Genomic DNA, 21,891 nt, shown 5'->3' on the forward strand with positions numbered 1-21,891 from the left:
GTTCGGCGCGGACCGCCCGGTGTGAACCTAATGGAAGGAGCGTACCAGGCTTCCAACCAAGAGATTCCAGCCGTCGATCAGCACGAAGAACAATATCTTGAACGGCAGCGAAATCGATGTCGGCGGCAGCATCATCATGCCCATCGCCATGGTGATGGTGGCAACGATCAGGTCGATGACGAGGAACGGTAGAACAACCAGAAAGCCGATCTCGAAACCGCGCCGGATCTCCGAGATCATGAAGGCAGGAATGAGGACGCGGTAGTCGATCTTCTCACCGGTCTCGACGCTCTGGCCGCGCTCCCGCGCCAAGTCAACGAAAAGCGCCAGATCCTTGTCGCGCGTGTTGCTTGTCATGAAGGTGCGGAAGGGCTCCGCAATGCGCGTGATGGCCTGCTGCTCGTCGATCTGGTTCGACAGGAGCGGTTGAACGCCGGTCTGCCATGCCTGGTCGAAGGTCGGCTGCATGACATAGAAAGTCATGAACAGCGCAAGCGACAGCAAGATCATATTCGAAGGAGTGGAGGACAGGCCCATTCCCGATCGCAGGATCGAGAAGGCGATGACGAAGCGCGGGAAGCTCGTCACCATGATCAGAATGCCCGGCGCGACCGAAAGGACGGTCAGCAGGCCGAATGTTCTGATGATCCATGCCGCGACCGAACCGTCGACCGGCAAGTTCAACAGGTTTGTCGGGAGCTGCTGCGCATGTGCCAGCTCCGGTGCCGCCATCATGGCAGCGAACAGCAATAGGAATCGAATCATTCGACGACGAAGGTCCTGAACATGACCTTCGATACGCGGCCTTGCGCGCGAAGGTCAACACGCTCCTGGATGTCATCCTTAAGATATTCGAAGCCTCGCGGCCCTTCGATCTGCTGCAACGAAACCGTACGGACGTAGGCGAGAATATCTTGATGGATATCCTCTGCGAGTTTCACGTCGGGCGGGCCGGAAAACAGCAGTGCGACTTCCAGACGAACCCAGTTCTCCGAGGGATAGGCGAGGTTCGACGTGATCGGCTCAAGCTGAACGACGTTGTTGGCTTCCGTGGAAATGTGAGGCAGTCCCGCCTCGCCTTCCTTCTTTTGCGCGGCCTCGTCCTTGGCCGCCTTTGCCTGCTCCGCCTGCTCGGCACCCTTGATGTTGGGCGCGACCATGGCACCAACCACCCAGCCGCCGCCGGCGCCAAGCAGCGTCAGGATCGCAAGCCCGGCGATGGTCATGATTGCGGCCGATTTCTTCTTCGGCTGGCCTTCGGCGGCTTCTGTCTCTGCCATGATGTTCTGCCTCAGAGCGGCGAGAAGAGATCGACGGCCTGCTGGCCGCGCGGCGGCTGCTGCACTTCCATCAGGCGGCCGCGACCGCCGTAGGAGATGCGGGCCTCAGCAATCTTCTCGTAGGAAATCAGGTTGTCGGCGTCGACGTCCTGCGGACGGACGATACCGGCGACGTTGAGAATGCGGATTTCCTGGTTGACGCGAACTTCCTGAGAGCCGCTGATTACCAGGTTACCGTTCTCCAGAATGCCGGTGACCACCGCGGCGACCAGCAGCTTCAGCGTTTCGGAGCGGTCGATCTTACCCTTGCCGTCGGTGCTCGTGTCCGAGCCGTAGGTCAGGTCGGTCTTCGACGACGGATTCCAGCCCATGACGTTGGCGTTGACGTCCCAGTTCATGGCGCTCGAATTGGTTCGGCTGCGGCTGGTGTCGTTCTCGAACTTCGCCTTATCGTTGATCTTGATATCGACGGTCAGGATATCGCCGACGTTGAGAGCGCGGGCATCCTTGAAAAGGGCGGCCTGCGAGTCGCTCCAGAGCGAATAGCCTTGCGCCACCTGGCGCGGCTGCTTCGGATAGAGCGCCATTTGTGGGGTCTGGCCGTAGGCGAGACCGCTGCCGATCGGGCTCATGGCCGGGGCGCGACCGATCTCGTTGACGGCCTGCGGCGATGCGCAGCCTGCAAGGAGGGCTACAGCGGCAATCGCGGCCGGGAAACGCTTGTTCATGAGGGGTCCTTCGACGTATTGGGATCGGACGCGCTGGCGATGATGTTGGCGATGACCGCAGCCTTCTGCGGATCCATCTCGTTGAGGATCAGGCTCGACTGGGTCGGGTTCAGCCGCATGATGACCGCCGCTGCGACTTCGATCTTGACCTCTTGCAGCTGCGATGCGGCTGCGTCCGGCTTCATTTTCTTGTAGATATCGGTGAGGCCCGCTTCGGCCTGCTTGAGGAAGACATCACGGCGCTTCAGCCAGTCCTGATATTCCTCTTTGCGCTTGTTCATCTCGGCGATGCGCGAATCGACGTCGGCACGAAGCTTCTCGAGCTCCTGCTTCTGAAGCAGGTAGCGTTGGTCGCGGGCGGGATCGGCAATGTTCGTGCAGAACTGCTTGATCTCCTCCTGCGAGGTCATTTCGCCCTTCGGCGCCGGCTGCTCCTGTGCGAAGGCGCCGGGAATGGACAGCGCCACGACGGCCATGGCCGGCAAGGCAAGACGCTGAAGCAAATCTGACAAAGCCATGGTCTTCATCATTGCAGAACGAGCTCCGCTTGCAGCGCGCCGGCTGACTTGATGCCCTGGAGGATGGCGATGATGCCATCCGGCTTGACGCCGATATTGTTGAGGCCAGCCACGAGTGTCCTGAGGTCCGGCCCATCCAGCAGCGCCACCTTGCCGCCCGTTTTCTGCGCCGCGATATCGGTCTGCGGCTGAACCGCAGTCACGCCACGCGAGAACGGCTCGGGCTGAATGATCTGCGGCGTCTCGGTCACCTGGACGGTCAGAGTACCATAGCTGACGGCGACCGGCGACACGCGCACGTCCGCACCGATGACGATCGTTCCGGTCCGCTCGTTCACGACAACCTTCGCCGGGGTATCTGTTTCGACGACGAGATTCTCCAGATCGGCCATCAGGCGCGTCAGATCAGCTGTTCTCGGCTTCTGGACGATAACCTCCTGCGCATCCTTGGCCTCGGCTACCGGCCCGCCGAAGCGAGCGGACGCATAGCCGTTGACGACATCGGCAATGCGGATGGCCGTCGAGAAGTCGGGGTTGCGCAGCTGCAGAACGAGATTGACGGAATCCTTGAAGCGCGAAGGCAGCTCACGCTCGATGATGGCGCCCCCCGGCACGCGACCGGCCGTCGTGACACCTTCGGTTACCGTTGCAGCCTGGCCTTGGGCGGTAAAGCCCGAGACAACGACCGAGCCCTGTGCGACCGCGTAGATCTGGCCGTCCGCGCCCGAGAGCGAGGTCATGATCAGCGTACCGCCGCGCAGCGAGGTCGCATCACCAAGCGAACTGACGTTCACATCGATGCGGCTGCCGGGGCTGGCAAACGGCGGCAGGTTGGCGGTGACCATCACGGCCGCCGTATTCTTGGCGTTGGACTGACTGCTCTGCGTGGAAATGCCGAGGTTCTGCAGCATCGCGCGCATCGACTGCTCGGTAAAGGGCGAAGCGCGGAAGCCGTCGCCCGTGCCTTGAAGACCAACGATCAGGCCGTAGCCGATCAGCTGGTTGTCGCGCCCGGCCTGCAGGGAGGCGATGTCCTTGATGCGCGAATTCATCGCCGCAGCGGGCGTGACCGCGACGACGTTCGGAGACAAAAACGCGAGAGCGACGAAAAGGCGGAAAAACTTCTTCATTTTGCGGCCACGTGTATGGTGCCGTCAGCGAGCACGGTGCCGCTGACAATCACGCCGGAATCCATGTTGCGAACGCGGATGAGCTGGCCGGTCATGCCGTCTTCAAGCGGCGACCCGGCCGCTGAGATCGTCATCGGGCCAAGCGTGAAGATCAGCCGGATCGACGAGCCGCGTGTCACGGTAAAGGGCTCGCGCAGCGCCGAGACCGAGATGGTGCGTCCCGGCAGGAGCGTGCGCTTCGAGATCATTCCCTCCACCTGGCGGATCGACTTTGCGTAGTCGCCGGACAGGTTCGGGTTGGTTACTTCCACTTCCTGGAGCTGGGCACCGGACACGGTTTCGCCGGGGTAGATCGTCGTCGTCGGAACGACCGCAAAGCCCATGCCGGCAGCAACAGCTGCCTGCGCTGCGGCAAATACGGCGATCGCAATGGCGGCGGCTGCCGCCCATCCGAGGATACCTTTGACCTGGCAAAACATCATGTTTCGGCCCTTCCCGATTACTTCAGGTTTTTGCTGACGATGGAGGCCATTTCGTCGGCGGTGGTGATGACCTTGGAGTTCATTTCATAGGCGCGCTGTGCCGATATCAGCTCGGTGATTTCCTTCACCGGATCGACGTTCGAGGACTCCAGGTAGCCCTGCTTCATGTAGCCGAAGCCCTCTTCGTCGGGCGTGCCGACGACGGGATCGCCGGAGGCCGGCGTCTGCTGGAAGAGGTTGTCGCCGAGCGGCTGAAGGCCGGCTTCATTGACAAAGTCGGCGATCTGCAGCTGGCCGAGCACGGTCGGATCGGTATTGCCCGGCAGCTTCGCCGAGACTTCGCCCGAGCGGCTGATCGTGACCTGCGTCGAGCCCTGCGGGATGGTGATGTTGGGCGCCACGAGATAGCCGTCGACCGTGACGATCTGGCCCGTCTCGTTCTTGTTGAAGGCGCCGGCGCGGGTATAGAGCGTGGTGCCGTCCGGCGCCTGGATCTGGAAGAAGCCGCGACCGATCATCGCCACGTCGAGATCATTGCCGGTCTGCGAAAGTTCGCCCTGGATGTGCAGGTTGCGGACAGCAGACGTCTGGACGCCAAGACCGATATTCGCACCTTCCGGCACGATCGCCTGGTTCGCGCGGTTGGAAACGCCCTTGGCGCGCTCGGTCTGATACAGCAGGTCGGTAAATTCAGCGCGGGCCCGCTTGTAGCCGGTCGTGTTGATGTTCGCGATGTTGTTCGCGATGACTTCGAGGTTGGTCTGCTGGGCATCCATACCCGTTGCAGCAATGGCAAGCGCTCTCATGGCTTCGTCCTTAAATCAATTACATCTGCATCCGGGTGACGTCGAGAAAGGCAGAAACGACCTTGTCGCGAATGGCAATTGCGGTCTGCAGCGTCTGCTGCGCCTGCATGACGGCATCGACGACTTCGCGCGTCGTGGCGGTGCCCTTGATGCCGGCGAAAGACATGCCTTCCGCATGCTTCAGGGTGTTCACGGCGCCAGTCGCAACATTGCTGAGAACAGCACCGAAGCCGCCGTCGTTTGCTGCGCTTTCTGCAGCCGACGAAGCCGTCGAGCTGTCCTTTTCGATAGCGGCGAGGCCGCGGGTCATGGAGAGGGAGCTGACGCTATTGACGTTGTTGATCATTATTGGCTCTTCAGTAGATCGATCGTTGCCGAGATCAGGTCGCGGGATTGCTTGATGGTCTGCAGGTTGGCGTCGTAGGAGCGGTTGGCTTCCCGCATGTCGGCCATTTCGACCAGCATGTTGACGTTGGGGAGCTTGACGACGCCCTTCTCGTCCGCCGCAGGATTGCTCGGGTCGTATTCGGTGATGAACTTCGATTCATCCTCGCCGAGCTTCTTGACGTTGACCGTGGTGACGCCGTTTGCGCGGTCGACGGCTTCGCCGAAGGTTACCGTCTTGCGGCGGTAGGGATCGGCGCCGGGCGTATCACCCGTCGAGCGGGCGTTGGCGATGTTTTCGGATACGATGCGCAGGCGCGTCGATTGCGCCTCTAGTCCCGATCCTGCGATTTTGAGTGCTGCCGACAAAGGATCCATGATCTTAGCCCTTCACCGTCATCAGCATCATCCGATTGAACGAGCTCACCAACGAGGTGTTCAGATCGTATTGCCGCTTGATTTCACCGGATTTGGAAAGTTCCTCGGCTAGACCGACCGTATTGCCCGACTCCTGGACGCCGATCTCCTGATCGAGAGCCGCATCCTTCACATCGATGTCGCTCTTCGTGCCCAGGTCATTGCCGGTCAAGTGCGCCGCATTGGTGCGCGCCATGGTAACGTCCGACTTGTCGAGGGCGGCCTGGAAGGGCGTGATGTCCTTGGCGCGATATTTCGGCGTGTTCGCGTTCGCGATGTTGCCGGCAACAACCTCCTGACGGATCGTCAGCCATTCGGCCTGCCGCGAGGCCAAGTCGAAAAGTTGAATCGGTTGCATGGGAACTCTCCGTTTTTACTGATGCGAACCTAGGGCGGTAATCTTGCGTCAGACTTACGGGGGATGCGGTCCGGCAATCCCGGAGCTTTTTGGCCACTGCGTCCAGAACGCGAAGAAGGCTCCAACCTTATCCGGCGGAGCCTTCCGTTGATTCGCTGCCTCGTGGGCGGTGCTCAATTATGCTGATAGACATCGCCTTTGGAGGTGATGATGACCCATTTGCCATCACGCTCCTCCAATGTCGCCAGCCGGCTCTCGTCCGGCAGAATGGAGCCGACACGCACGACGTACATGCCGGACGGGTCTTCGATCAGCGCGCGGCCGTTTGCCACGTGGAGAAGTCGAAAACCGGATTTGCTGGGAAACGGCTGATCTTCGGCCGGCGGACCCTTGTCATCCTCCTTGCCGATGTTGGAGACCGTCGCGGTCGTCAGCGGATCGACCGGAATTTCGGGCTTCTTCTCGTATTGGTTCTTGTTGGCCATCGCCAGCGGCGAGACGCTGAAGACGTTTCGCGCCGGCCAGTCCGGAAGATCGCGCGTCCGGTCGCCCTGCGCGACGTTGATGCCGAACTTGTCCTCGTTGAAGAAGACGTACCACGGGAAAAAAGCGGACGCTCCGGCCAATGCGAGGCCGGCAATGGTCAAGGCGCGGTCGAGGAACACGGTCTTGCGCCGCAAGGGCTTCAACGGCGCGATCTTCTCATCGTCATCGAAATCGGTCACGTCACGCCTCTCTACCTGCGGATATTCGGCTGGCCGCCGATGCCGGCCGCCGCTTTCAGGGCCCCAGCCAGATCGGCAAAGGCATCCTGCGAATCGACATCGCCCGGCGACTGTTTCAAAACATCGTAAATGATCGGTACCTGCTTGACCGCCATGTCGAGATCAGGATCGGCGCCCTGCCGATAGCCGCCGATCAGGCGAAGGTCGCGGGTTTCCTCGAAGCGGTGGATGAGCGTCTTCAGACGCGATACGAGCTTTTCCTGGTCCGGGGTCCAGGCCTTGCGCGCGAGGCGCGAGATCGAGGCCAGCGGATCGATTGGTGGGTAGCGTCCCTCCTCCGCCAGGCTGCGCTGCAGGACGATATGACCATCCAAGATACCGCGGGTCGAGTCGGCGATCGGGTCGTTGTGATTGTCGCCATCGACGAGGATCGAGATGATCGCGGTGATCGTCCCCGTGCCCTCCGGGCCGGGACCTGCGCGCTCCAGCAGACGTGGCAGCTCGGTGAAAACAGAAGCAGGGTAGCCGCGCGCGATCGGCGGTTCGCCGGATGCGGTCGCAACCTCGCGGATGGCGTGGGCAAATCGGGTGACACTGTCGACGATCAAGAGCACGTTGTCGCCCTGATCGCGGAAATGCTCGGCGATGGTGACGGCCGTCAGCGGCGCCATTTTGCGCAGCATCGGGCTTTCATCGCTCGTCGCAACGACGGCGATCGCCTTCCTCATGTTGGCGCCGAGGGTGTCCTCGATGAATTCGCGCACTTCGCGGCCACGTTCGCCAACCAGGGCGATGACGACCTTGTCGAAGGCGTCTGCGCGCGCCAGCATCGAGAGCAGCGTCGATTTGCCGACGCCTGAACCCGCGAAAATGCCGAGACGCTGGCCGAGGCAGAGTGGCGAAAAAATGTCGATGGCGCGAACGCCTGTCTTGAAGCCTTTCTCGACGCGCTTTCGCGTCATCGACGGCGGCGCGGTGTTCGAAATGGAGCGGCGGCCGAGTCCTTCAACGATGGGGCCGAGCCCATCGATCGGCTCGCACAGCGAATTGATCGTGCGCCCGCACCAACTGTCATCAGGCGAAATGCGAAAGGCACCCTTGCGGATGACCGTATCATGGATGCCAATCGGCTCGCCCGGCTCGATCGGGCAGACATAGGTCAGTTCCGGCTCAACACGCACGACCTCACCGAGGTGAATACCGGTGGACGATTTGTGTGCTACGAACTCGCCGAGCCTCACATGGCGCGACAGCCCGGTGACCGTGTAGTGGCCGGCCGCGATCGTCTGGACATGGCCGCCGGCGGCGACCGAAAAATCGGGATTCGAGTAGCGCGACACGAGCCCGGCAAGATGCGCGAGCTTCGGTGAGAGATCGGCTTCGGTAAGCGGCGTATTACCCATGCGTCAGACCTCGACTAGCGGCTGCCGCCGAGCGTCTTGATCGCTTCGCTGAACGACGCTTCGCTGTCCTTCGAAAGCGACGTCATGCTCTCGAAGGCGCGATTGACTTCGATCAGCTGCGTGATTTCGCGCATGGCGTTGACGTTGGAGTTTTCCAGGTAACCCTGCTGGACGCCGACGTTGAAGCGATCGGTCACGGCGCGCGGCTGCTCCGTCGTCATGATGCCGCTGTTTTCATAGCGCAGGTAACCCTTGCTGATATCGGCCTCGAAGAGACCCAGCGAACCGACCTGCTTGCCGTCCTGGTAGATCAGCCCATCGGCGCCGACCTTTGGCTCGCCGGCAGCCGTGTTGAGCGTCACCGGCGCACCGCCGGCATCGAGAACCGGATAGCCGCGAACCGAAACGAGTTCGCCGTTATCCTTCATGGTGAAGCGGCCGTCCTTAGTCAGAACCTTGCCGGCCGGCGTGTCCACCGAGAACCAGGCGTCGCCCTTGATTGCGAAGTCCAGCATGTTTCCGGTGTGCTCGAGCTCGCCGCTATCACCAGAGAGATAGTCGTTGCCCTGTGACACATAGGCGATCTTGGCATTGATCTTGTTGCCTGTTTCGCCGAGCATCTCGTCGAACTTCACCTCCGTCGCGCGAAAGCCCGTCGTGTTCACGTTCGCCATATTGTCGGCGATGGTTGTGAGGCGACGTTCGAGTGCGATCTGCGACGACAAAGAAACATAAAGACCGGATTGCATCCCGACAGGCTCCTGCATTGGCGATGAACGGTACGAAATCCGGGTGTTTGCAGTCGGTTCGACCACGAATTTCGCTGAGGCGGCATCTCAGAAACGGGCACGGATGCCCATTCGTCACCGACAAGCTGACAGCAAATGCTTGCGCGAAGCTGGCACTGCAAAAGCTTGGTTTACAGGGGCAACCATCAGCCTCACGCAAGCCAGCAGCCCTATCCCTTGGGTTGAAAATAACGATCAGGTTTGGACTGACGATGAATATCATTATCGGATTTGTGATTACCTGCGGCTGCATCATCGGCAGCTTCATGGCGATGGGCGGTCACGTCGAAGCGCTCTGGCAGCCCTTCGAGCTCGTCATCATCGGCGGTGCGGGCCTCGGCAGCTTCGTCATGGGCAACCCGATGAAGGTGGTGAAGGATTCCGGCAAGGCGCTCGGCGAAGCGTTCAAGCACACGGTTCCTAAGGAACGGAATTATCTCGATACGCTTGGTGTTCTCTATTCCCTGATGCGCGACCTTCGTACGAAATCGCGCAACGAGATCGAAGCCCATATCGACAATCCGGCCGAATCCTCGATCTTCCAATCCGCGCCGACGATCCTGAAGAACAAGGAACTGACGGCGTTCATCTGCGACTACGTCCGCCTGATCATCATCGGCAATGCCCGTTCTCATGAGATCGAAGCGCTCATGGACGAAGAGATCAACACGATCCTTCACGACAAGATGAAGCCCTATCACGCGATCCAGACCATGGGCGACGCCTTCCCGGCGATCGGTATCGTCGCCGCCGTTCTCGGCGTCATCAAGGCGATGGCGCACATCAACGATTCGCCCGAAGTTCTCGGCCACCTGATCGGCTCGGCACTCGTCGGCACCTTCCTCGGCATTCTCTTGTCTTATTGCGTCTGCTCGCCGATCGTTTCTCAGATCAAGATCGTCCGCAACAAGCAGCACCGCCTCTATGTCATCGTCAAGCAGACACTGCTTGCCTACATGAACGGCTCGGTGCCGCAGGTTGCGCTCGAATACGGCCGCAAGACCATCTCGGCCTACGAACGTCCGTCAATCGACGCCGTCGAGCAGGAAATGATGAACCCCGGCGGCGAGAACAAGGCGGCGTAAACGGTCATGAACGCTATCCTCAAGAAACCCCTCATGGATGAAGCCCTTCTTGCCAAGCTGACTGGCCGGCTCGGCGACAAGGCTACCATCGAGAAGATCTGCGGCGCATTCGGCGATGTCTATACGGCCTTCCTGCCGGACGTCATCAAGAGCGAGACCAACCTGGACGTCGAAGTCGCCTATCTCGGCTGCGACAGCGGACACAAGAACGACCTGGTTACCGATCTGGGCGGCAACACCACGCTTGTCGACGCGACACTCCGCAACTGGTCGCAGAATATCACGCTCGCCTGCGGCAACAGCTTTGTCATCACACTGATGGAGCATTTGCTGGGTGCGGATGCAGGGACAGTCGAGCAGCCGGCCGACCGCCTGCTCTCCATAATCGAGCTCGAACTCGCGGTCATGGTTTTCGACAAGATCGCCAATGTTCTCCGCTCGGCGGTGAACGCGCCCGGTGGATTCGAGCCTGCCATGGAGTTCCCCTACGCCTTCGAAACGCGGACCAAGCCCGCCGAGGACAAACCCGACGAGTTTGCCGCCGCAATCAACATGTCGATCACGCTGTCCGGCATCACTTCGGATTTCTCGCTGATCGTACCCCAGGCCGCCCTGTTGAAGACGACGGTGGCGCCTCCAAAAGCCAAGGGACAGTCGGCAAAATCCGCGGAATGGACCGACCAGCTCAGCGAGCAGGTGCGCCGCTCGCAGGTAACGCTCAACGCCAAAATCCGTCTGCAAGACCTGACGCTGAGGACCATTTCAAAGCTCGCTGCCGGCGACGTTATCCCCTTCTATGACCGCGGCGACGTTCGCGTCGAAGTCAGCGCCAACAGCAAGGAACTGTACATCTGCGAGTTCGGACGATCGGGCGAGAATTACACCGTCCGGGTCAAGGATACGATTAACTCGGATGACGAGCTCATCCGCCACTTGATGAATTAGCCCATTTTCCAACCGAGCCGCCGCACGGCAGCTTGAGGCAAGTTTCAACTGGAATAGTGATTTCATGGCGACGAAGAAGACACCCAAGACCAGCGACCTTTCAACGGAGCTCCCGGGCAACGAGGCCGAGCTTGATCAGGCTATCGATGACCTGCGCGGCGTCCTGAAGACCGACGCGGACGGCGGCCTGCCGGACTTCGCAGGTGAGAGCGACGCGTTCAGCGGCAGCACCGATCTGTCGACCTTTGGCGGCGATTTCGAGGAAACCGCCGGCGATTCCGCATTCGGTGGAAGCGATTTCGGCGTAACATCCGACTTTGGCGGCTCTTCCGATTTCGGCGACAGCTCTTTCGGTGCGATCGCGTCCGAGCCGGCGCCGCTTGGCAGCGCCATGCAGTCGAACCTCGACCTGATCATGGATATCCCGATCGACGTTCAAATCATGCTCGGCAGCAGCCGCATGCAGGTTGCCGGCCTGATGAACCTGAATGAAGGCGCAACCATCGCGCTCGACAAGAAGATCGGCGAACCGGTCGAAATCATGGTGAACGGCCGCAAGATCGCGCGCGGCGAGATCACCGTTCTGGACAACGACGACACGCGTTTTGGCGTCAAGCTGATAGAAGTTTTGAGTACGAAAAAAGCCTGATCCCGGTGCAGGGACGGAGAGGTTAGACCATGATGGACTTTGACGATTTCGGCGGCGCTCTAGCCGAGAAACCGTTGACCCAGGCTGAAAAGGCGGCGGCCGTTCTCCTCGCGATGGGGAAAGGGGTCGCCGGCAGGCTGTTGAAGTATTTCACGCAGGCCGAGTTGCAGACGATCATCAACTCCGCGCAAACGCTGCGCGCCATCCCACCGGATGAGCTGCTTGGACTTGTCGCGGAATTCGAGGACCTGTTCACCGAAGGTGCGGGTCTCATGGACAACGCCAAGGCGATCGAAAGCATTCTCGAGGAAGGCCTGACCCCTGACGAGGTCGACAGTCTGCTTGGCCGTCGCACGACGTTCCAGGCCTACGAGACGTCGATCTGGGACCGCCTCGGCGAAGGCGATCCAGCTTTCATCGGCAAGTTCCTGTTGCGCGAGCACCCGCAGACTGTTGCCTACATTCTCTCGATGATGCCCTCGTCATTCGGCGCCAAGGTTCTGATGCAGATCCCTGATGGCCGCCGTGCGGACATCATGAACCGTACGGTCAATCTCAAGTCTGTCAGCCCCAAGGCCGCGCAGATTATCGAAAAGCAGGTAATGACCCTGCTGGCCGAGATCGACGCCGAGAAGAACTCGATCGGCTCGACGAAGGTTGCGGAACTGATGAACGAGATGGACAAGCCGCAGGTCGATACCCTGCTCACCTCGCTCGAATCGATCAGCCGCGAATCGGTCAACAAGGTCCGCCCGAAGATCTTCCTCTTCGACGACCTCATGCTCATGCCGCAGCGCAGCCGCGTCATGCTGCTCAACGATATCTCCGCGGACATCCTGACCATGGCGCTACGTGGTTCGTCGGCCGAAATGCGCGAAGCGGTTCTCGCGTCGATCAGCCCGCGCCAGCGCCGCATGATCGAATCGGATCTGCAGAGCGGAACGACCGGCATCAACCCGCGCGAGATCGCGATCGCGCGCCGCGCCATTGCCCAGGAAGCGATTCGCCTGTCGAATTCCGGTCAGATCCAGCTCAAGGAGACCGAGGCGGAAGACTCGGCAGCGGCTTAAGCCACTGTTGTTGTGCACGAAGCGTCTCCTCTCCGTCACCGCGGTTGATCGCGGCGACGAAAGGGAGATACCCTTCCGGAAAGGCCGCGCCCTGGCGCGGCCGTTTCTTTTTGATGGAGGGCTTCGGCCTTGGCCGACGACGACAAGGATAGCAAAACAGAAGACCCGACAGCGAAAAAGAAAAGTGACGCTGCCGAGAAAGGTAACGTCCCTTTTTCGCGAGAGGTACCTCTCTTTGCCACTGTTCTTGCCACCTTCGTCTACATCATCTTCTTCCTGCCGAGCGGGCTCAGCAAGGTAGGAGAGGCGCTGAAGGACATTTTCGAGCAACCCGACCAATGGAAGCTCGAAACGGGGCCGGACGCGCTTTCCCTGTTCGTTCACCTCGGCTGGGTTTCGGCGACCTTGCTTGCGCCCGCCTTCATCCTGTTCATGGTGTTTGGTGTCGGAGCATCCATCGCTCAGAATTTGCCGACGCCGGTGCTCGAGCGAATCAGGCCGCAGTTTTCGCGTATCTCGCCTGCAAAGGGGTGGTCGCGGTTGTTCAGCCTGCCCGGCCTCGTTGAGTTCGGCAAATCGCTGACGAAGATCGTGATCGTCGGTGTCGTGATGTTCTTCGTGCTGAAGAGCGAATATTTCGGCGCCATCGATGCGATGTTTTCCGATCCGCAAACGATCTTCACCCGCATGATGACTTCGATGCAGAAGATCACGATCGTCGTTCTGATCGCCACCGCGGTCGTGGCGATCGCCGACTTCTTCTGGACGCGCTACCACTGGTTCACCGAACTGAAGATGACGCGGCACGAGGTCAAGGAAGAAAACAAGCAGTCGCAGGGCGACCCCTTCGTCAAAAGCCGCCAGCGCTCGCTGATGCGCGACCGCGCCCGCCGCCGCATGATCGCCAATGTCGACCGTGCGACGCTTGTGATTGCCAACCCGACGCACTTTGCCGTCGCCCTGCGCTATGTGCGCGAGGAGAACGACGCACCTGTCGTCGTCGCCAAGGGTCAGGATCTAATTGCGTTGAAAATCAGAGAGATCGCGGAGAAGAACGGGATTCCGGTTTTCGAAGACCCGCCTCTTGCGCGCTCCATGTTTGCGCAAGTCTCGGTCGATAGTGTCATACCGTCTGTATTCTACAAGGCAGTCGCGGAGCTCATCCATCGGGTTTACGCGACGCATGCCAAGAACAAACGGGTAAGATAGCCGAATGAAAAAATGCCCCTACTCTACCCAGCGTGAAAAAATCCTGGCGGAAGCCATCAGCCCGGTAGCCACCGAACTAAGGCTTCTGGACGCTTCGGACCTCATCTCGCTGCTGCGCTTCGAGTACTATGGCAATCTTTCCGATCTGGTATCGTCAGCTGCGGAGCTCTTCTTCCACCCCGGCACGGTCAATTTTGGCCATGGCGGTAGCTATACGCTTGAATGGGGCGGCAAGCCTGAAGTGGTGATCGACCTCGAAATCAAGCCACGCGGCGTCACGATCTACGCACAGCTCACGCTCGCCGAGCAACATGCCGGCATCGAGATCAACCACATCGCGTTCCAGGATCCATCTGCTGATCCGGACGAAAACACCGTTTTCCTCGCGCGGAGCCTGCGCGACGCGCGCTATAACGTCGAGGCATTGCGGGCAATGGCGGGCTAAGACGCCCTCGCCCTCATATCAGCTGATATATCCGAGGCGAATGGCCTTCGCGATCGCCTGTATTCGGTTAACCGAATCCAGCTTGATCGTCGCCGAGCCGAGGTAGGCATTGACGGTATGCACCGAGAGGCCAAGCTTGTCGGCGATCTCTTCGCTGATACGCCCGTCTCCAGCAAGCTGCAGGCAGGCAATCTCGCGTTCGCTGAGAGCTTCGGCGGCCGCCACTCTGCGCTCGTCGAGCGAGAGCAGATCGATCATGACCTGGCAGGACCTCGCATGCAGTTCGACGATCATATCACTCGCTGGTTCGAGATCATCGCCCGTGAAGACGATGAAGCCGTTACCGACGGCACCGAGGCGAACCGGAAAAGCTATGCCCGAGAACGGCAGCAGGCCGTCCTTCAGGCGCGTCATGAAGGGGGCAATGCTGGCAGGCCTTGGGGCAGCGCGATCAAGCCCGCCGGCCCATACGACCGGCAAAAGCGATTTCTCGATATGATCAAGCAGCGCCTCGCCATGCGCGTCGACGAATGCGCGGCTGAAGCCACTATGCGTCGAACCCCAGTTCTCCAGTTCGCAAACCAGCCGCTGCTTTCCTGGCACACCCGCGCCGCTGACGCGGTAAACCGCAAAATTCTGAGCGTCGGCGAGTTTCTGCATGCCGATCAGGCGCGGAAACAGGTCCGATCGGCTCGCAACCTTGTTGACGCGCACCGCGCGCATCGTTTCTGAATGTCCCATCGAGCGACCGGATGACTGCCCCATAACGCCGTCCCCCTAGACGAGATTATTCCTGACCGCGAACGCGATGGCCTCGGAACGAGTCTTCGTGGCCGTCTTTCGCATGACACTGGTGATGTAGTTGTTGATGGTGTTGCGGGAGATGCCGAGGATCATCGCGATCTCGTCGCTGGTCTTTCCCTCGGCGATCCAGAAAAGGCACTCCAGTTCGCGATCGGTCAGTTCGAAGTCCCGGTCAGCCTTGGTGGCGCCGCACTGCAGGAAGCTAGCGAAGTAAGCCGTCAAAAGTCCCACGTCCCGCAGCCGCTCCTGTGACAGGATGAAGCCGTCGTCAAACAGGAACATCAGCACGAGGCGCGAACGGCCGATGTTGAACATCAGCGAACAGTATTGGCGGCTCGCGCCATCAGGCGCGTCGGCCTCATCCGGTAGGAGGGCGAAATGCGGCTGGAAGAGCAGCATGCATTTTTCGAGCTCCGTCGCGCGGGCGAAGCCGCCAACGAAGGCATGCGCCAGGTTGGTGACAAGATCGAATGGCCAGTCGGAGGAGACCACGAAGTCGAGGCCGGCTTCCTGCACCAGGTCCGCTCGCGCCAGGAGATAGTGCGAAGCGCCGACATAATCGGTCAGCGCCCGCAGCCCCGGCTGCAACCGTCCCGTGCTTGAGATCTCACAGAGCTGCGCGATCAGCTCGTCACGTGAAGAGAGGTTTGTCGCTGCAATGCCAACAAAGTTTGCCTTGTGCGTATCGCTCTTGAGAGCCTGCAATATATGCATATCCATAGGCAAAACCCCGCGGCTGTAAACCACTTACGACAGAAGCTTGATCCGCATGCTCCTGAACAAATTACGACCTCTCCGCGAATCACCCAAGATTACGATAGGTAGCATAATGCACCATCTCCGAGTTCTTGGGATTTACATTACCTGCTTTTTGTGCCCTGATTCGCACGCAAATTCCGCTTGTTAAGGAATTCTTAATTTAAAGTGATTCGGGGAATTCTGACAATACGATTCGCGTAAAACGCGTGGCTACATCCGGCCTCTGTCAAGTCTATCCTCAGAAATCTTCATGCCCGCATTCGACCGATGGCAAAAGATGACTAGGATCGCCGTGTAGGCGTAGACAAAGAAAAAGGCCGGTCTCCCGGCCTCTCTTTATGCGGCGTTGTCGACCGCCCATTTCCTGAGGATTTTCGCAGCGCGTTCCTCGTTGATCTCGACCATGCGCGCCAGCTTGCGTTCTGGACCTTCCTTGACGCGACGATTGAAGTTTCCGTCGTCGTCGCCAAGGCTGAGCAGGTCTTCGGTACTGTCGAAGCCGAAGTCCGAGCCGAAGCCATCCATCAGCGCGCCACCGGCGCCACCGCCCGCTGCTGGAGCGAAGTCTGGAAGTTCGAGTCCAGCACTTTCCGGCGAGGTGTCGCCGAGGACGGCGGCACCACTGCCCGTCACGCTGCGAACCATCGGTCGTACACCCATCCAGATCACCAGGAAGGCAACCGCGACGAAGGCGAGAGAGTTGATGATGCCGGCGAGGTTGCGGCTCAACATATCCATGACGCGAACGCCACCGCCCGTTTCCTCGAGAAGCTGGTTCTCCAGGAAGTCCATGGCCGTGACGGTGACGACGTCACCGCGATTGGTGCTTATGCCGGCTGCCGATGCCACGATCTTCTGCATTTCAGCAAGGTAGGCATCCATCTTCGCCTGGTCAGCCGGCTCGCCGACCATTTGAGCAATGCGGCCCTTGTTGACGACGACAGCGATGGAGAGCTTTTCGATCTTGTAGCTGTTGCGCGTCGTGGCGGTCGTCTTGCTGTTGATTTCGTAGTTGGTCTGCTCTTCCTTTTTGTCAGACTTGTCCTGTGATTCCGGGCCGGTAGGGCCGCCAGAGTCGGGCGCTGCCTGCGGAATGTTCTGCTCGACAGTTGTCGCGTTGTCGGACTGCTTCTGCTGCGACTGCGAGGCTTCCTTGGTCGTGCGGATCGAGCGCTCGACCTTCGATTCCGGATCGTAGGTCGTTTCCTGGATCTGCTGTGCGTCGGTATTCAGTTCGGCGGTGACACTGGAGCGAAAGTTGTCCATGCCGAGGAACGGTGCGAGCGCCTTGTCGATATTGGATTCCACTTCGCCCTGGACGTTCTGGACGATGTTCAGGGAACGGTTCAGCGAGCTGTTGCTGGCCTCGTCGCCAGAGGCGAGCAGTTGTCCGGCGGAATCGAGGATAGTGACATCGCCGACATCAAGACCAGGAACAGCTGATGCAACCAGATGACGGATTGATGTCGCTGCCGTGCGGCCTGTCGCGGCACTTGCGCGGATCATGACGGAAGCGGTCGGCTTCTGCTCGGCTTTGCGGAAGTTCCCGACTTCGGGCATGACGATGTGGACGCGTGCAGCTGTGATGCCCGAGATCGACTGGATCGTTCGGCCAATCTCGCCCTCAAGTGCACGGACGCGCGTAACCTCCTGCATGAACGACGTCAGGCCGAGCGAGCCGACGTTGTCGAAAAGTTCGTAGCCTGCGTTGGCGCTGTTCGGGAGACCGCGCTCGGCGAGCAGGAGGCGTGCCTTGCCGGTCATGCCGGCCGGAACCGTGATGCTGGAGCCGTCGGTTCCGACCTCGAAGCCGATATTTGCCTCGGCAAGCGCCATGCTGATCTGGTTCAGATCCGGCTGATCAAGCCCGACATAAAGGGTTTCCTGGGCCGGTTTATTGACCAAAAGGGCCGCCCCCAGGATGAGCGCGACAGAAACGACGCCCACGCCAGCCAGCGCCAACAGGCGATTCCGCCCTAGCGAACTGAAGTTCTTAAAAATTTGAACTAATTGATTTAACAGATTCATTCTGTTCTCGCACGACCGTCACCGACAAAGCAGGCTTATTGCCTCATGTCCGACGATAGATGCCGAAACTTGTGCGAGCGTTTCGTAAAATCGTGCGAGGAAATGCTGGGATCAGAAGAAGTCGAAGTCTCCGGCTGCCTTCGCCAGCGGCTGCACGTTGCCATGACGTCTGGCACCACCCAGGGCACGCTGCATTTCACTGAGTTTCACGAGGCTCAATGCAGTCGCAACATCGACCGCCCAGTCCTGCGGGATTTCGCCGGTGATGGTGTCGATGAATTCTGCGAGACCGCGCGTCTTCTGGACGGCAAGATCAATGCCCTGCATAACCTTCATGCTTTCCGGCGAGTTCAGCAGTTCGGCGCCGCCTCCTACGTCAAGGAGCTGCGGCTCGATCCGCTCGATCAGGTAGGCGACGTCATGCAATTCCGAGACGATGCGCATCAGGATCTCAGGCAGGGCTTCGGCCGGCAACGGCTGCTCTGTCATGGCATTCACGGTCATTACTACTGTCCTCGCCCTCAGAAGAATTCGATGCTTGTTTCGACGGGTTTCTGCGGAGCGGCCGGACGCTGCTCGAGCGCAACCGTTCTCTGCGTTTCGGCACCCGTCAACGGGTACTGCCGAGCGCGCCCGGAAACGGGCCAATATTCGAGCTTGCGCCCGTGGTCACCACCGGTACTGGAGCCGACGACGGGAATGCCTTCATCCTTCAGGAACTGCACGGCGAAAGCGGCGTTCTGTTCGCCGACATTCGAGAATGTCGAGATCGTCTTCGCCCCTCCGAAGATCTTGGCCTCTAGGCGGTCGCGGCGCGCGCCCTGCTTCAGGAGGCCGTTGATCAGCAATTCCATCAGATGGACGCCATAGCGTGTGGCGTCGCCGCCCGTCATCGGCGTATTTCCTGTCCCCGGCAGGAGGAAGTGGTTCATTCCTCCAACGCCTGCCACGGGATCTCGCAGGCATGCAGCCACACACGATCCAAGGATGGTCGTCAGAACCGCGTTCGGATCATTCAGGACCTTCCATTCGCCCTGGATGATATTGACGCGGCGGGCCGCAACCTCGAGATTCATTTCAATGCTCCAAATACGGCTTCGATAGCCGCCTTCATCTTCTCGATCGTGAAGGGCTTGGCGAGAACGTTGTTGGCGCCAAGCTGCGCTGCTTTCGTGACGAGGGCGCGGTCGCCCTGTGCCGTTAGAATGATGAAAGCCGCCTTCTTCGTCGCCGGGTTGGCGCGAACCGCCTGAAGGAAGCCGAGGCCATCCATCTTTGGCATGTTGAAGTCGGAGATTACGAGGTGATGCGGCTGCTGGGTCATGATCTTCAAGCCCTGCTCACCGTCGCCGGCGGCCGTGATCTGCTTGAAGCCGAGCTGGGTCAGAGCGTCGCTGAGCAGCAGACGGCTGGTAACCTGATCGTCGACAATCAGAACTTTGATTTTCTCTGCGATAGACATTAGTCAGTTCCTTCCTTTCGGGCGGCTGTCATTTTCAAAATTTCTTCGCCGATGGCATTCAACGGCAATTGCTGCTCGACGGCGCCGAGCTCATAGGCGACCCTCGGCATACCGTAGACCACCGAGGTCTTTTCATTCTGGCCAAGCGTACGCGCGCCGGCATGGCGCATCTTCAACAGGCCGGCGGCACCGTCGCGCCCCATGCCCGTGAGGATCACGCCGACCGCGTTGCGGCCTGCCAGTTCGGCAACCGAGTCGAACAGCACGTCGACGGACGGCCGGTGACCGTTCACCGGATCGCGCTCGATCAGGCGGCAGCACGGCGCGTGAGCATTGGCAACCTGCAGGTGACGTTCGCCGCCCGGGGCAAGATAGATCTTGCCGATCTCGAGGCGTGCTCCGTCTGTTGCTTCCTGCACGACCGGCGCGCAAAGGCGGTTCAGGCGTTCCGCGAAGCTCTTCGTGAAGGTCGGCGGCATGTGCTGTGTGATAACGGTCGGCGGGCAGTTTGCCGGGAACTTCTGCAGCACGGCAATCAACGCCTCGACACCGCCGGTCGATGAACCGATGGCGACGATCTTGCGTCCGACGCGAAAGTCGGCAACCGCAGGGGGCGGTACAACCGGCGTCGGCTGCGTATATTGGCGGCGCTGCGAACGGGCGGCTGCCTTCACCTTTTCAGCGAGATCGCCGAACGGGCGTGCATCACCTGGAAGCGGCTTGCCGACGCAATCAAACGCGCCGATTTCAAGCGCCGCCAGCGAGGCATCGGCGCCGCGATGGGTCAGCGTCGAAACCATGATGACGGGCATGGGGCGGAGCCGCATGATCTTCTCGAGAAAGTCGAGGCCGTTCATGTTCGGCATCTCGATGTCGAGGGTAACGACGTCGGGATTAAGCTTCTTGATTGCCTCGCGGGCCTCGAGCGCATCGCCGGCCTGGCCTATGACGTTGACCTCGGGATCGGCGCTGAGAACTGCGGTGATCAGGCCACGCATGGTGGCGGAGTCGTCGACGACAAGAACACGTGCCTGTGCACTCATGCCTTCCTCCCCACACCCTTGGTCGTATAGCGATAGGTCGTGATGCCGATATTGTCGAAGACGTGCTTGGCGTCGCCGGAGACGCGCTCGGAATGGCCGATGTAGAGGTGGCCGCCTTCCGGCATCAATTCGGCGAAGCGCGACCAGATCTTCATCTGTGTCGGCTCGTCGAAATAGATCACAACATTTCGACAGAAGATGACGTCGAACTTGCCCTTGAACGGCCACTGCGCCATCAGGTTCAGCTCGTTGTAGGTGATCAGGCGCTTGACGCGGTCATCGACTTGGAACTTGCGGCGGCCCTGCATCTCGACTTCGCTGAACCACTGCTTGCGCATGGCAGGCGACACGGTTTCAAGCGCGCTCTCGTCGTAAGCTCCGGCGCGGGCAATCGCCAGGATCTTCGGATCGATATCGGTCGCTAGGATCTTGAAATCGTAGTCGGCGACGTTGGGCATCATCGACAGAACCGTCAACGCGATCGAATAGGGCTCCTGGCCATCCGAGGAGGCGGCCGACCAGATACGGACCCGACCACCCATCTTGGCGCGCTGCAACAACTCCGGCAGCACATGCTCGCGAAGATGCTCGAAGTGATGGTTCTCGCGGAAAAACCGCGTGAAGTTTGTCGTCAGATGCGACAGCATCTCACGTCGAGGCGCGGCACCAGCTGGCGAGGAGACGAGCGCGCAATACTCCCGAAATCCGGACAGGCCGAGGTTGCGGATGTGCTTCGACAGACGCGAGTAGACGAGCGAGGCCTTCGTCTCGTTCAGGAAGATGCCTGCGTCCGAGTAGATCATCGCGGCGATTTCCGTGAGGTCGCGACGGGTCAGCGGATACTCGCCGCTCGCCAGCACCTCGTCCGGGCTTCCCTGCCGCACGTCTTTTGCACTCATGACATTCATGCAGCTTCGCTTTCCGTATCGGGGAAGATGGCGTCGAGTTCGAGCAGGCAGATCATGCGCTTGTCGATCGCCAGGATGCCGCGCGCAAACTGCCGCTGCAGTTCGGAAGCGATCTCCGGCGTCGGCTGCACATTTTCATCCGTCACCGTCAGGATGTCGGATACCGCTTCGACGAGCAGCCCAACCACCTTGCGGCACACCTGCGCGACAATAATGACATGACGCTGCGTAGGCTCGGTGGCCTTCATGCCGAGCCGCGCCGACAGGTCGATGATTGGCAGGACGGCACCGCGAAGGTTTATCACACCGCGCATGTAAGATGGGGAGTGCGGCATGGCCATGGCCGGCGTCCAGCCTCGGATTTCGCGGACCGACATGATGTCGACGCAGAATTCCTGATCGCCGATGCGGAAGGCGATCAACTCGCGACTGCCGGCGCTCAGATTTTTTGCGGCATAAGACATG

General features: G+C 60.1%; 28 protein-coding genes. 6 read left to right on the plus strand and 22 right to left on the minus strand.

Annotated elements, in window-relative coordinates; translation table 11 throughout:
* Positions 1 to 27: 27 nt before the first annotated feature.
* From fliP to flgF, 13 genes are all read right to left on the minus strand, one after another.
* On the minus strand, positions 28 to 765 hold the full coding sequence (gene fliP, locus FHT77_RS03885) for a flagellar type III secretion system pore protein FliP (protein WP_183752670.1): 738 nt from the start codon (positions 763 to 765) through the stop codon (positions 28 to 30).
* A complete protein-coding gene (locus tag FHT77_RS03890; RefSeq protein WP_183752672.1) occupies positions 762 to 1,280 on the minus strand; it encodes a flagellar basal body-associated FliL family protein in 519 nt (172 codons plus the stop codon). Before FHT77_RS03890 ends, fliP begins: the two co-directional genes overlap by 4 nt.
* An 11-nt stretch (positions 1,281 to 1,291) precedes the next feature.
* Positions 1,292 to 2,008, minus strand: coding sequence for a flagellar basal body L-ring protein FlgH (gene flgH / locus FHT77_RS03895; protein WP_016552764.1), 717 nt, complete (start codon positions 2,006 to 2,008; stop codon positions 1,292 to 1,294).
* Positions 2,005 to 2,538: a MotE family protein gene (locus tag FHT77_RS03900; RefSeq protein ID WP_183752674.1), complete on the minus strand. Its 534-nt coding sequence runs from the start codon at positions 2,536 to 2,538 to the stop codon at positions 2,005 to 2,007. Before FHT77_RS03900 ends, flgH begins: the two co-directional genes overlap by 4 nt.
* Positions 2,535 to 3,656, minus strand: a complete 1,122-nt coding sequence (locus FHT77_RS03905; protein ID WP_183752676.1) for a flagellar basal body P-ring protein FlgI — start codon at positions 3,654 to 3,656, stop codon at positions 2,535 to 2,537. The genes FHT77_RS03900 and FHT77_RS03905 overlap by 4 nt, the downstream gene beginning before the upstream one ends.
* Positions 3,653 to 4,138 carry a flagellar basal body P-ring formation chaperone FlgA gene (gene flgA / locus FHT77_RS03910; protein ID WP_183752678.1) on the minus strand — a complete coding sequence of 162 codons (486 nt, stop codon included), beginning with the start codon at positions 4,136 to 4,138 and terminating at the stop codon, positions 3,653 to 3,655. The genes FHT77_RS03905 and flgA overlap by 4 nt, the downstream gene beginning before the upstream one ends.
* 17 nt (positions 4,139 to 4,155) lie before the next feature.
* On the minus strand, positions 4,156 to 4,944 hold the full coding sequence (gene flgG / locus FHT77_RS03915) for a flagellar basal-body rod protein FlgG (protein WP_016552760.1): 789 nt from the start codon (positions 4,942 to 4,944) through the stop codon (positions 4,156 to 4,158).
* Positions 4,945 to 4,963: 19 nt separating this feature from the next.
* A complete protein-coding gene (locus tag FHT77_RS03920) occupies positions 4,964 to 5,290 on the minus strand; it encodes a flagellar hook-basal body complex protein FliE (RefSeq protein WP_183752680.1) in 327 nt (108 codons plus the stop codon).
* Positions 5,290 to 5,706 (minus strand): flagellar basal body rod protein FlgC, encoded by a 417-nt coding sequence (gene flgC, locus FHT77_RS03925; RefSeq protein WP_037114251.1) that lies wholly within the window; start codon positions 5,704 to 5,706, stop codon positions 5,290 to 5,292. Before flgC ends, FHT77_RS03920 begins: the two co-directional genes overlap by 1 nt.
* A 4-nt stretch (positions 5,707 to 5,710) precedes the next feature.
* Positions 5,711 to 6,103, minus strand: coding sequence for a flagellar basal body rod protein FlgB (flgB, locus tag FHT77_RS03930; protein WP_114711419.1), 393 nt, complete (start codon positions 6,101 to 6,103; stop codon positions 5,711 to 5,713).
* 173 nt (positions 6,104 to 6,276) lie between these two features.
* The gene (locus FHT77_RS03935; RefSeq protein ID WP_183752682.1) at positions 6,277 to 6,828 is read right to left on the minus strand and encodes a flagellar protein; all 552 of its coding nucleotides are present in this window, start codon (positions 6,826 to 6,828) and stop codon (positions 6,277 to 6,279) included.
* Positions 6,829 to 6,839: 11 nt separating this feature from the next.
* Positions 6,840 to 8,231, minus strand: a complete 1,392-nt coding sequence (fliI, locus tag FHT77_RS03940) for a flagellar protein export ATPase FliI (protein WP_183752684.1) — start codon at positions 8,229 to 8,231, stop codon at positions 6,840 to 6,842.
* Between the two features lie 14 nt (positions 8,232 to 8,245).
* Positions 8,246 to 8,980, minus strand: coding sequence for a flagellar basal-body rod protein FlgF (gene flgF / locus FHT77_RS03945; RefSeq protein WP_016552754.1), 735 nt, complete (start codon positions 8,978 to 8,980; stop codon positions 8,246 to 8,248).
* A gap of 251 nt (positions 8,981 to 9,231) precedes the next feature.
* On the opposite strand from flgF, the gene motA reads away from it, so the two are divergent.
* From motA to FHT77_RS03975, 6 genes are all read left to right on the plus strand, one after another.
* Complete coding sequence (gene motA / locus FHT77_RS03950; protein WP_007796569.1) at positions 9,232 to 10,104, plus strand: flagellar motor stator protein MotA; 873 nt, start codon at positions 9,232 to 9,234, stop codon at positions 10,102 to 10,104.
* A 6-nt stretch (positions 10,105 to 10,110) separates the two neighbouring features.
* Positions 10,111 to 11,049, plus strand: coding sequence for a FliM/FliN family flagellar motor switch protein (locus FHT77_RS03955; RefSeq protein WP_183752686.1), 939 nt, complete (start codon positions 10,111 to 10,113; stop codon positions 11,047 to 11,049).
* Between the two features lie 64 nt (positions 11,050 to 11,113).
* A complete protein-coding gene (gene fliN / locus FHT77_RS03960; RefSeq protein WP_183752688.1) occupies positions 11,114 to 11,698 on the plus strand; it encodes a flagellar motor switch protein FliN in 585 nt (194 codons plus the stop codon).
* A 29-nt stretch (positions 11,699 to 11,727) separates the two neighbouring features.
* Positions 11,728 to 12,768: a flagellar motor switch protein FliG gene (gene fliG, locus FHT77_RS03965; RefSeq protein WP_183752690.1), complete on the plus strand. Its 1,041-nt coding sequence runs from the start codon at positions 11,728 to 11,730 to the stop codon at positions 12,766 to 12,768.
* 129 nt (positions 12,769 to 12,897) lie between these two features.
* Positions 12,898 to 13,977 carry a flagellar biosynthesis protein FlhB gene (gene flhB, locus FHT77_RS03970; protein WP_183752692.1) on the plus strand — a complete coding sequence of 360 codons (1,080 nt, stop codon included), beginning with the start codon at positions 12,898 to 12,900 and terminating at the stop codon, positions 13,975 to 13,977.
* A 4-nt stretch (positions 13,978 to 13,981) separates the two neighbouring features.
* A complete protein-coding gene (locus FHT77_RS03975; protein WP_183752694.1) occupies positions 13,982 to 14,422 on the plus strand; it encodes a hypothetical protein in 441 nt (146 codons plus the stop codon).
* A gap of 18 nt (positions 14,423 to 14,440) precedes the next feature.
* Here the strand turns inward: FHT77_RS03975 and visR are convergent, their stop codons facing one another.
* The 9 genes from visR to FHT77_RS04020 all read right to left on the minus strand — a co-directional run bounded on the left by visR (position 14,441) and on the right by FHT77_RS04020 (position 21,890).
* Complete coding sequence (visR, locus tag FHT77_RS03980; RefSeq protein ID WP_016552747.1) at positions 14,441 to 15,187, minus strand: transcriptional regulator VisR; 747 nt, start codon at positions 15,185 to 15,187, stop codon at positions 14,441 to 14,443.
* A gap of 12 nt (positions 15,188 to 15,199) precedes the next feature.
* Positions 15,200 to 15,946 (minus strand): transcriptional regulator VisN, encoded by a 747-nt coding sequence (visN, locus tag FHT77_RS03985; protein ID WP_114711407.1) that lies wholly within the window; start codon positions 15,944 to 15,946, stop codon positions 15,200 to 15,202.
* A gap of 375 nt (positions 15,947 to 16,321) precedes the next feature.
* Entirely contained in the window at positions 16,322 to 18,013 is a 1,692-nt protein-coding gene (gene fliF / locus FHT77_RS03990; protein ID WP_183752696.1) for a flagellar basal-body MS-ring/collar protein FliF, read from the minus strand.
* A 111-nt stretch (positions 18,014 to 18,124) separates the two neighbouring features.
* On the minus strand, positions 18,125 to 18,517 hold the full coding sequence (locus tag FHT77_RS03995) for a hypothetical protein (protein WP_016552744.1): 393 nt from the start codon (positions 18,515 to 18,517) through the stop codon (positions 18,125 to 18,127).
* A gap of 17 nt (positions 18,518 to 18,534) precedes the next feature.
* Entirely contained in the window at positions 18,535 to 19,089 is a 555-nt protein-coding gene (gene cheD, locus FHT77_RS04000) for a chemoreceptor glutamine deamidase CheD (protein ID WP_016552743.1), read from the minus strand.
* On the minus strand, positions 19,086 to 19,475 hold the full coding sequence (locus FHT77_RS04005) for a response regulator (RefSeq protein ID WP_007530058.1): 390 nt from the start codon (positions 19,473 to 19,475) through the stop codon (positions 19,086 to 19,088). Before FHT77_RS04005 ends, cheD begins: the two co-directional genes overlap by 4 nt.
* A complete protein-coding gene (gene cheB, locus FHT77_RS04010; protein WP_183752698.1) occupies positions 19,475 to 20,518 on the minus strand; it encodes a protein-glutamate O-methylesterase CheB in 1,044 nt (347 codons plus the stop codon). Before cheB ends, FHT77_RS04005 begins: the two co-directional genes overlap by 1 nt.
* On the minus strand, positions 20,515 to 21,426 hold the full coding sequence (gene cheR / locus FHT77_RS04015; RefSeq protein ID WP_183752700.1) for a protein-glutamate O-methyltransferase CheR: 912 nt from the start codon (positions 21,424 to 21,426) through the stop codon (positions 20,515 to 20,517). Before cheR ends, cheB begins: the two co-directional genes overlap by 4 nt.
* A complete protein-coding gene (locus FHT77_RS04020; protein ID WP_183752702.1) occupies positions 21,423 to 21,890 on the minus strand; it encodes a chemotaxis protein CheW in 468 nt (155 codons plus the stop codon). The genes cheR and FHT77_RS04020 overlap by 4 nt, the downstream gene beginning before the upstream one ends.
* Between the last annotated feature and the right edge of the window lies 1 nt (position 21,891).

It is taken from the genome of Rhizobium sp. BK181 (genome assembly GCF_014193305.1).
Taxonomy (GTDB): Bacteria; Pseudomonadota; Alphaproteobacteria; order Rhizobiales; family Rhizobiaceae; genus Rhizobium.

Excerpts from the sequence above, each read along its gene's own strand:
- FHT77_RS03920 (WP_183752680.1), bottom strand. The coding sequence starts at position 5,290 with ATGATCAACAACGTCAATAGCGTCAGCTCCCTCTCCATGACCCGCGGC.
- FHT77_RS04005 (WP_007530058.1), bottom strand. The coding sequence starts at position 19,475 with ATGTCTATCGCAGAGAAAATCAAAGTTCTGATTGTCGACGATCAGGTT.
- flgH (WP_016552764.1), bottom strand. The coding sequence starts at position 2,008 with ATGAACAAGCGTTTCCCGGCCGCGATTGCCGCTGTAGCCCTCCTTGCA.
- fliI (WP_183752684.1), bottom strand. The coding sequence starts at position 8,231 with ATGGGTAATACGCCGCTTACCGAAGCCGATCTCTCACCGAAGCTCGCG.
- fliF (WP_183752696.1), bottom strand. The coding sequence starts at position 18,013 with ATGAATCTGTTAAATCAATTAGTTCAAATTTTTAAGAACTTCAGTTCG.
- FHT77_RS03955 (WP_183752686.1), top strand. The coding sequence starts at position 10,111 with ATGAACGCTATCCTCAAGAAACCCCTCATGGATGAAGCCCTTCTTGCC.
- cheD (WP_016552743.1), bottom strand. The coding sequence starts at position 19,089 with ATGAATCTCGAGGTTGCGGCCCGCCGCGTCAATATCATCCAGGGCGAA.
- cheB (WP_183752698.1), bottom strand. The coding sequence starts at position 20,518 with ATGAGTGCACAGGCACGTGTTCTTGTCGTCGACGACTCCGCCACCATG.
- visR (WP_016552747.1), bottom strand. The coding sequence starts at position 15,187 with ATGGGGCAGTCATCCGGTCGCTCGATGGGACATTCAGAAACGATGCGC.
- flgC (WP_037114251.1), bottom strand. The coding sequence starts at position 5,706 with ATGGATCCTTTGTCGGCAGCACTCAAAATCGCAGGATCGGGACTAGAG.
- fliG (WP_183752690.1), top strand. The coding sequence starts at position 11,728 with ATGATGGACTTTGACGATTTCGGCGGCGCTCTAGCCGAGAAACCGTTG.
- flgA (WP_183752678.1), bottom strand. The coding sequence starts at position 4,138 with ATGATGTTTTGCCAGGTCAAAGGTATCCTCGGATGGGCGGCAGCCGCC.
- cheR (WP_183752700.1), bottom strand. The coding sequence starts at position 21,426 with ATGAATGTCATGAGTGCAAAAGACGTGCGGCAGGGAAGCCCGGACGAG.
- FHT77_RS03995 (WP_016552744.1), bottom strand. The coding sequence starts at position 18,517 with ATGACCGTGAATGCCATGACAGAGCAGCCGTTGCCGGCCGAAGCCCTG.
- FHT77_RS03975 (WP_183752694.1), top strand. The coding sequence starts at position 13,982 with ATGAAAAAATGCCCCTACTCTACCCAGCGTGAAAAAATCCTGGCGGAA.
- FHT77_RS03900 (WP_183752674.1), bottom strand. The coding sequence starts at position 2,538 with ATGATGAAGACCATGGCTTTGTCAGATTTGCTTCAGCGTCTTGCCTTG.
- FHT77_RS03905 (WP_183752676.1), bottom strand. The coding sequence starts at position 3,656 with ATGAAGAAGTTTTTCCGCCTTTTCGTCGCTCTCGCGTTTTTGTCTCCG.
- flgB (WP_114711419.1), bottom strand. The coding sequence starts at position 6,103 with ATGCAACCGATTCAACTTTTCGACTTGGCCTCGCGGCAGGCCGAATGG.
- visN (WP_114711407.1), bottom strand. The coding sequence starts at position 15,946 with ATGGATATGCATATATTGCAGGCTCTCAAGAGCGATACGCACAAGGCA.
- flgF (WP_016552754.1), bottom strand. The coding sequence starts at position 8,980 with ATGCAATCCGGTCTTTATGTTTCTTTGTCGTCGCAGATCGCACTCGAA.
- FHT77_RS04020 (WP_183752702.1), bottom strand. The coding sequence starts at position 21,890 with ATGTCTTATGCCGCAAAAAATCTGAGCGCCGGCAGTCGCGAGTTGATC.
- flgG (WP_016552760.1), bottom strand. The coding sequence starts at position 4,944 with ATGAGAGCGCTTGCCATTGCTGCAACGGGTATGGATGCCCAGCAGACC.
- motA (WP_007796569.1), top strand. The coding sequence starts at position 9,232 with ATGAATATCATTATCGGATTTGTGATTACCTGCGGCTGCATCATCGGC.
- fliN (WP_183752688.1), top strand. The coding sequence starts at position 11,114 with ATGGCGACGAAGAAGACACCCAAGACCAGCGACCTTTCAACGGAGCTC.
- fliP (WP_183752670.1), bottom strand. The coding sequence starts at position 765 with ATGATTCGATTCCTATTGCTGTTCGCTGCCATGATGGCGGCACCGGAG.
- FHT77_RS03890 (WP_183752672.1), bottom strand. The coding sequence starts at position 1,280 with ATGGCAGAGACAGAAGCCGCCGAAGGCCAGCCGAAGAAGAAATCGGCC.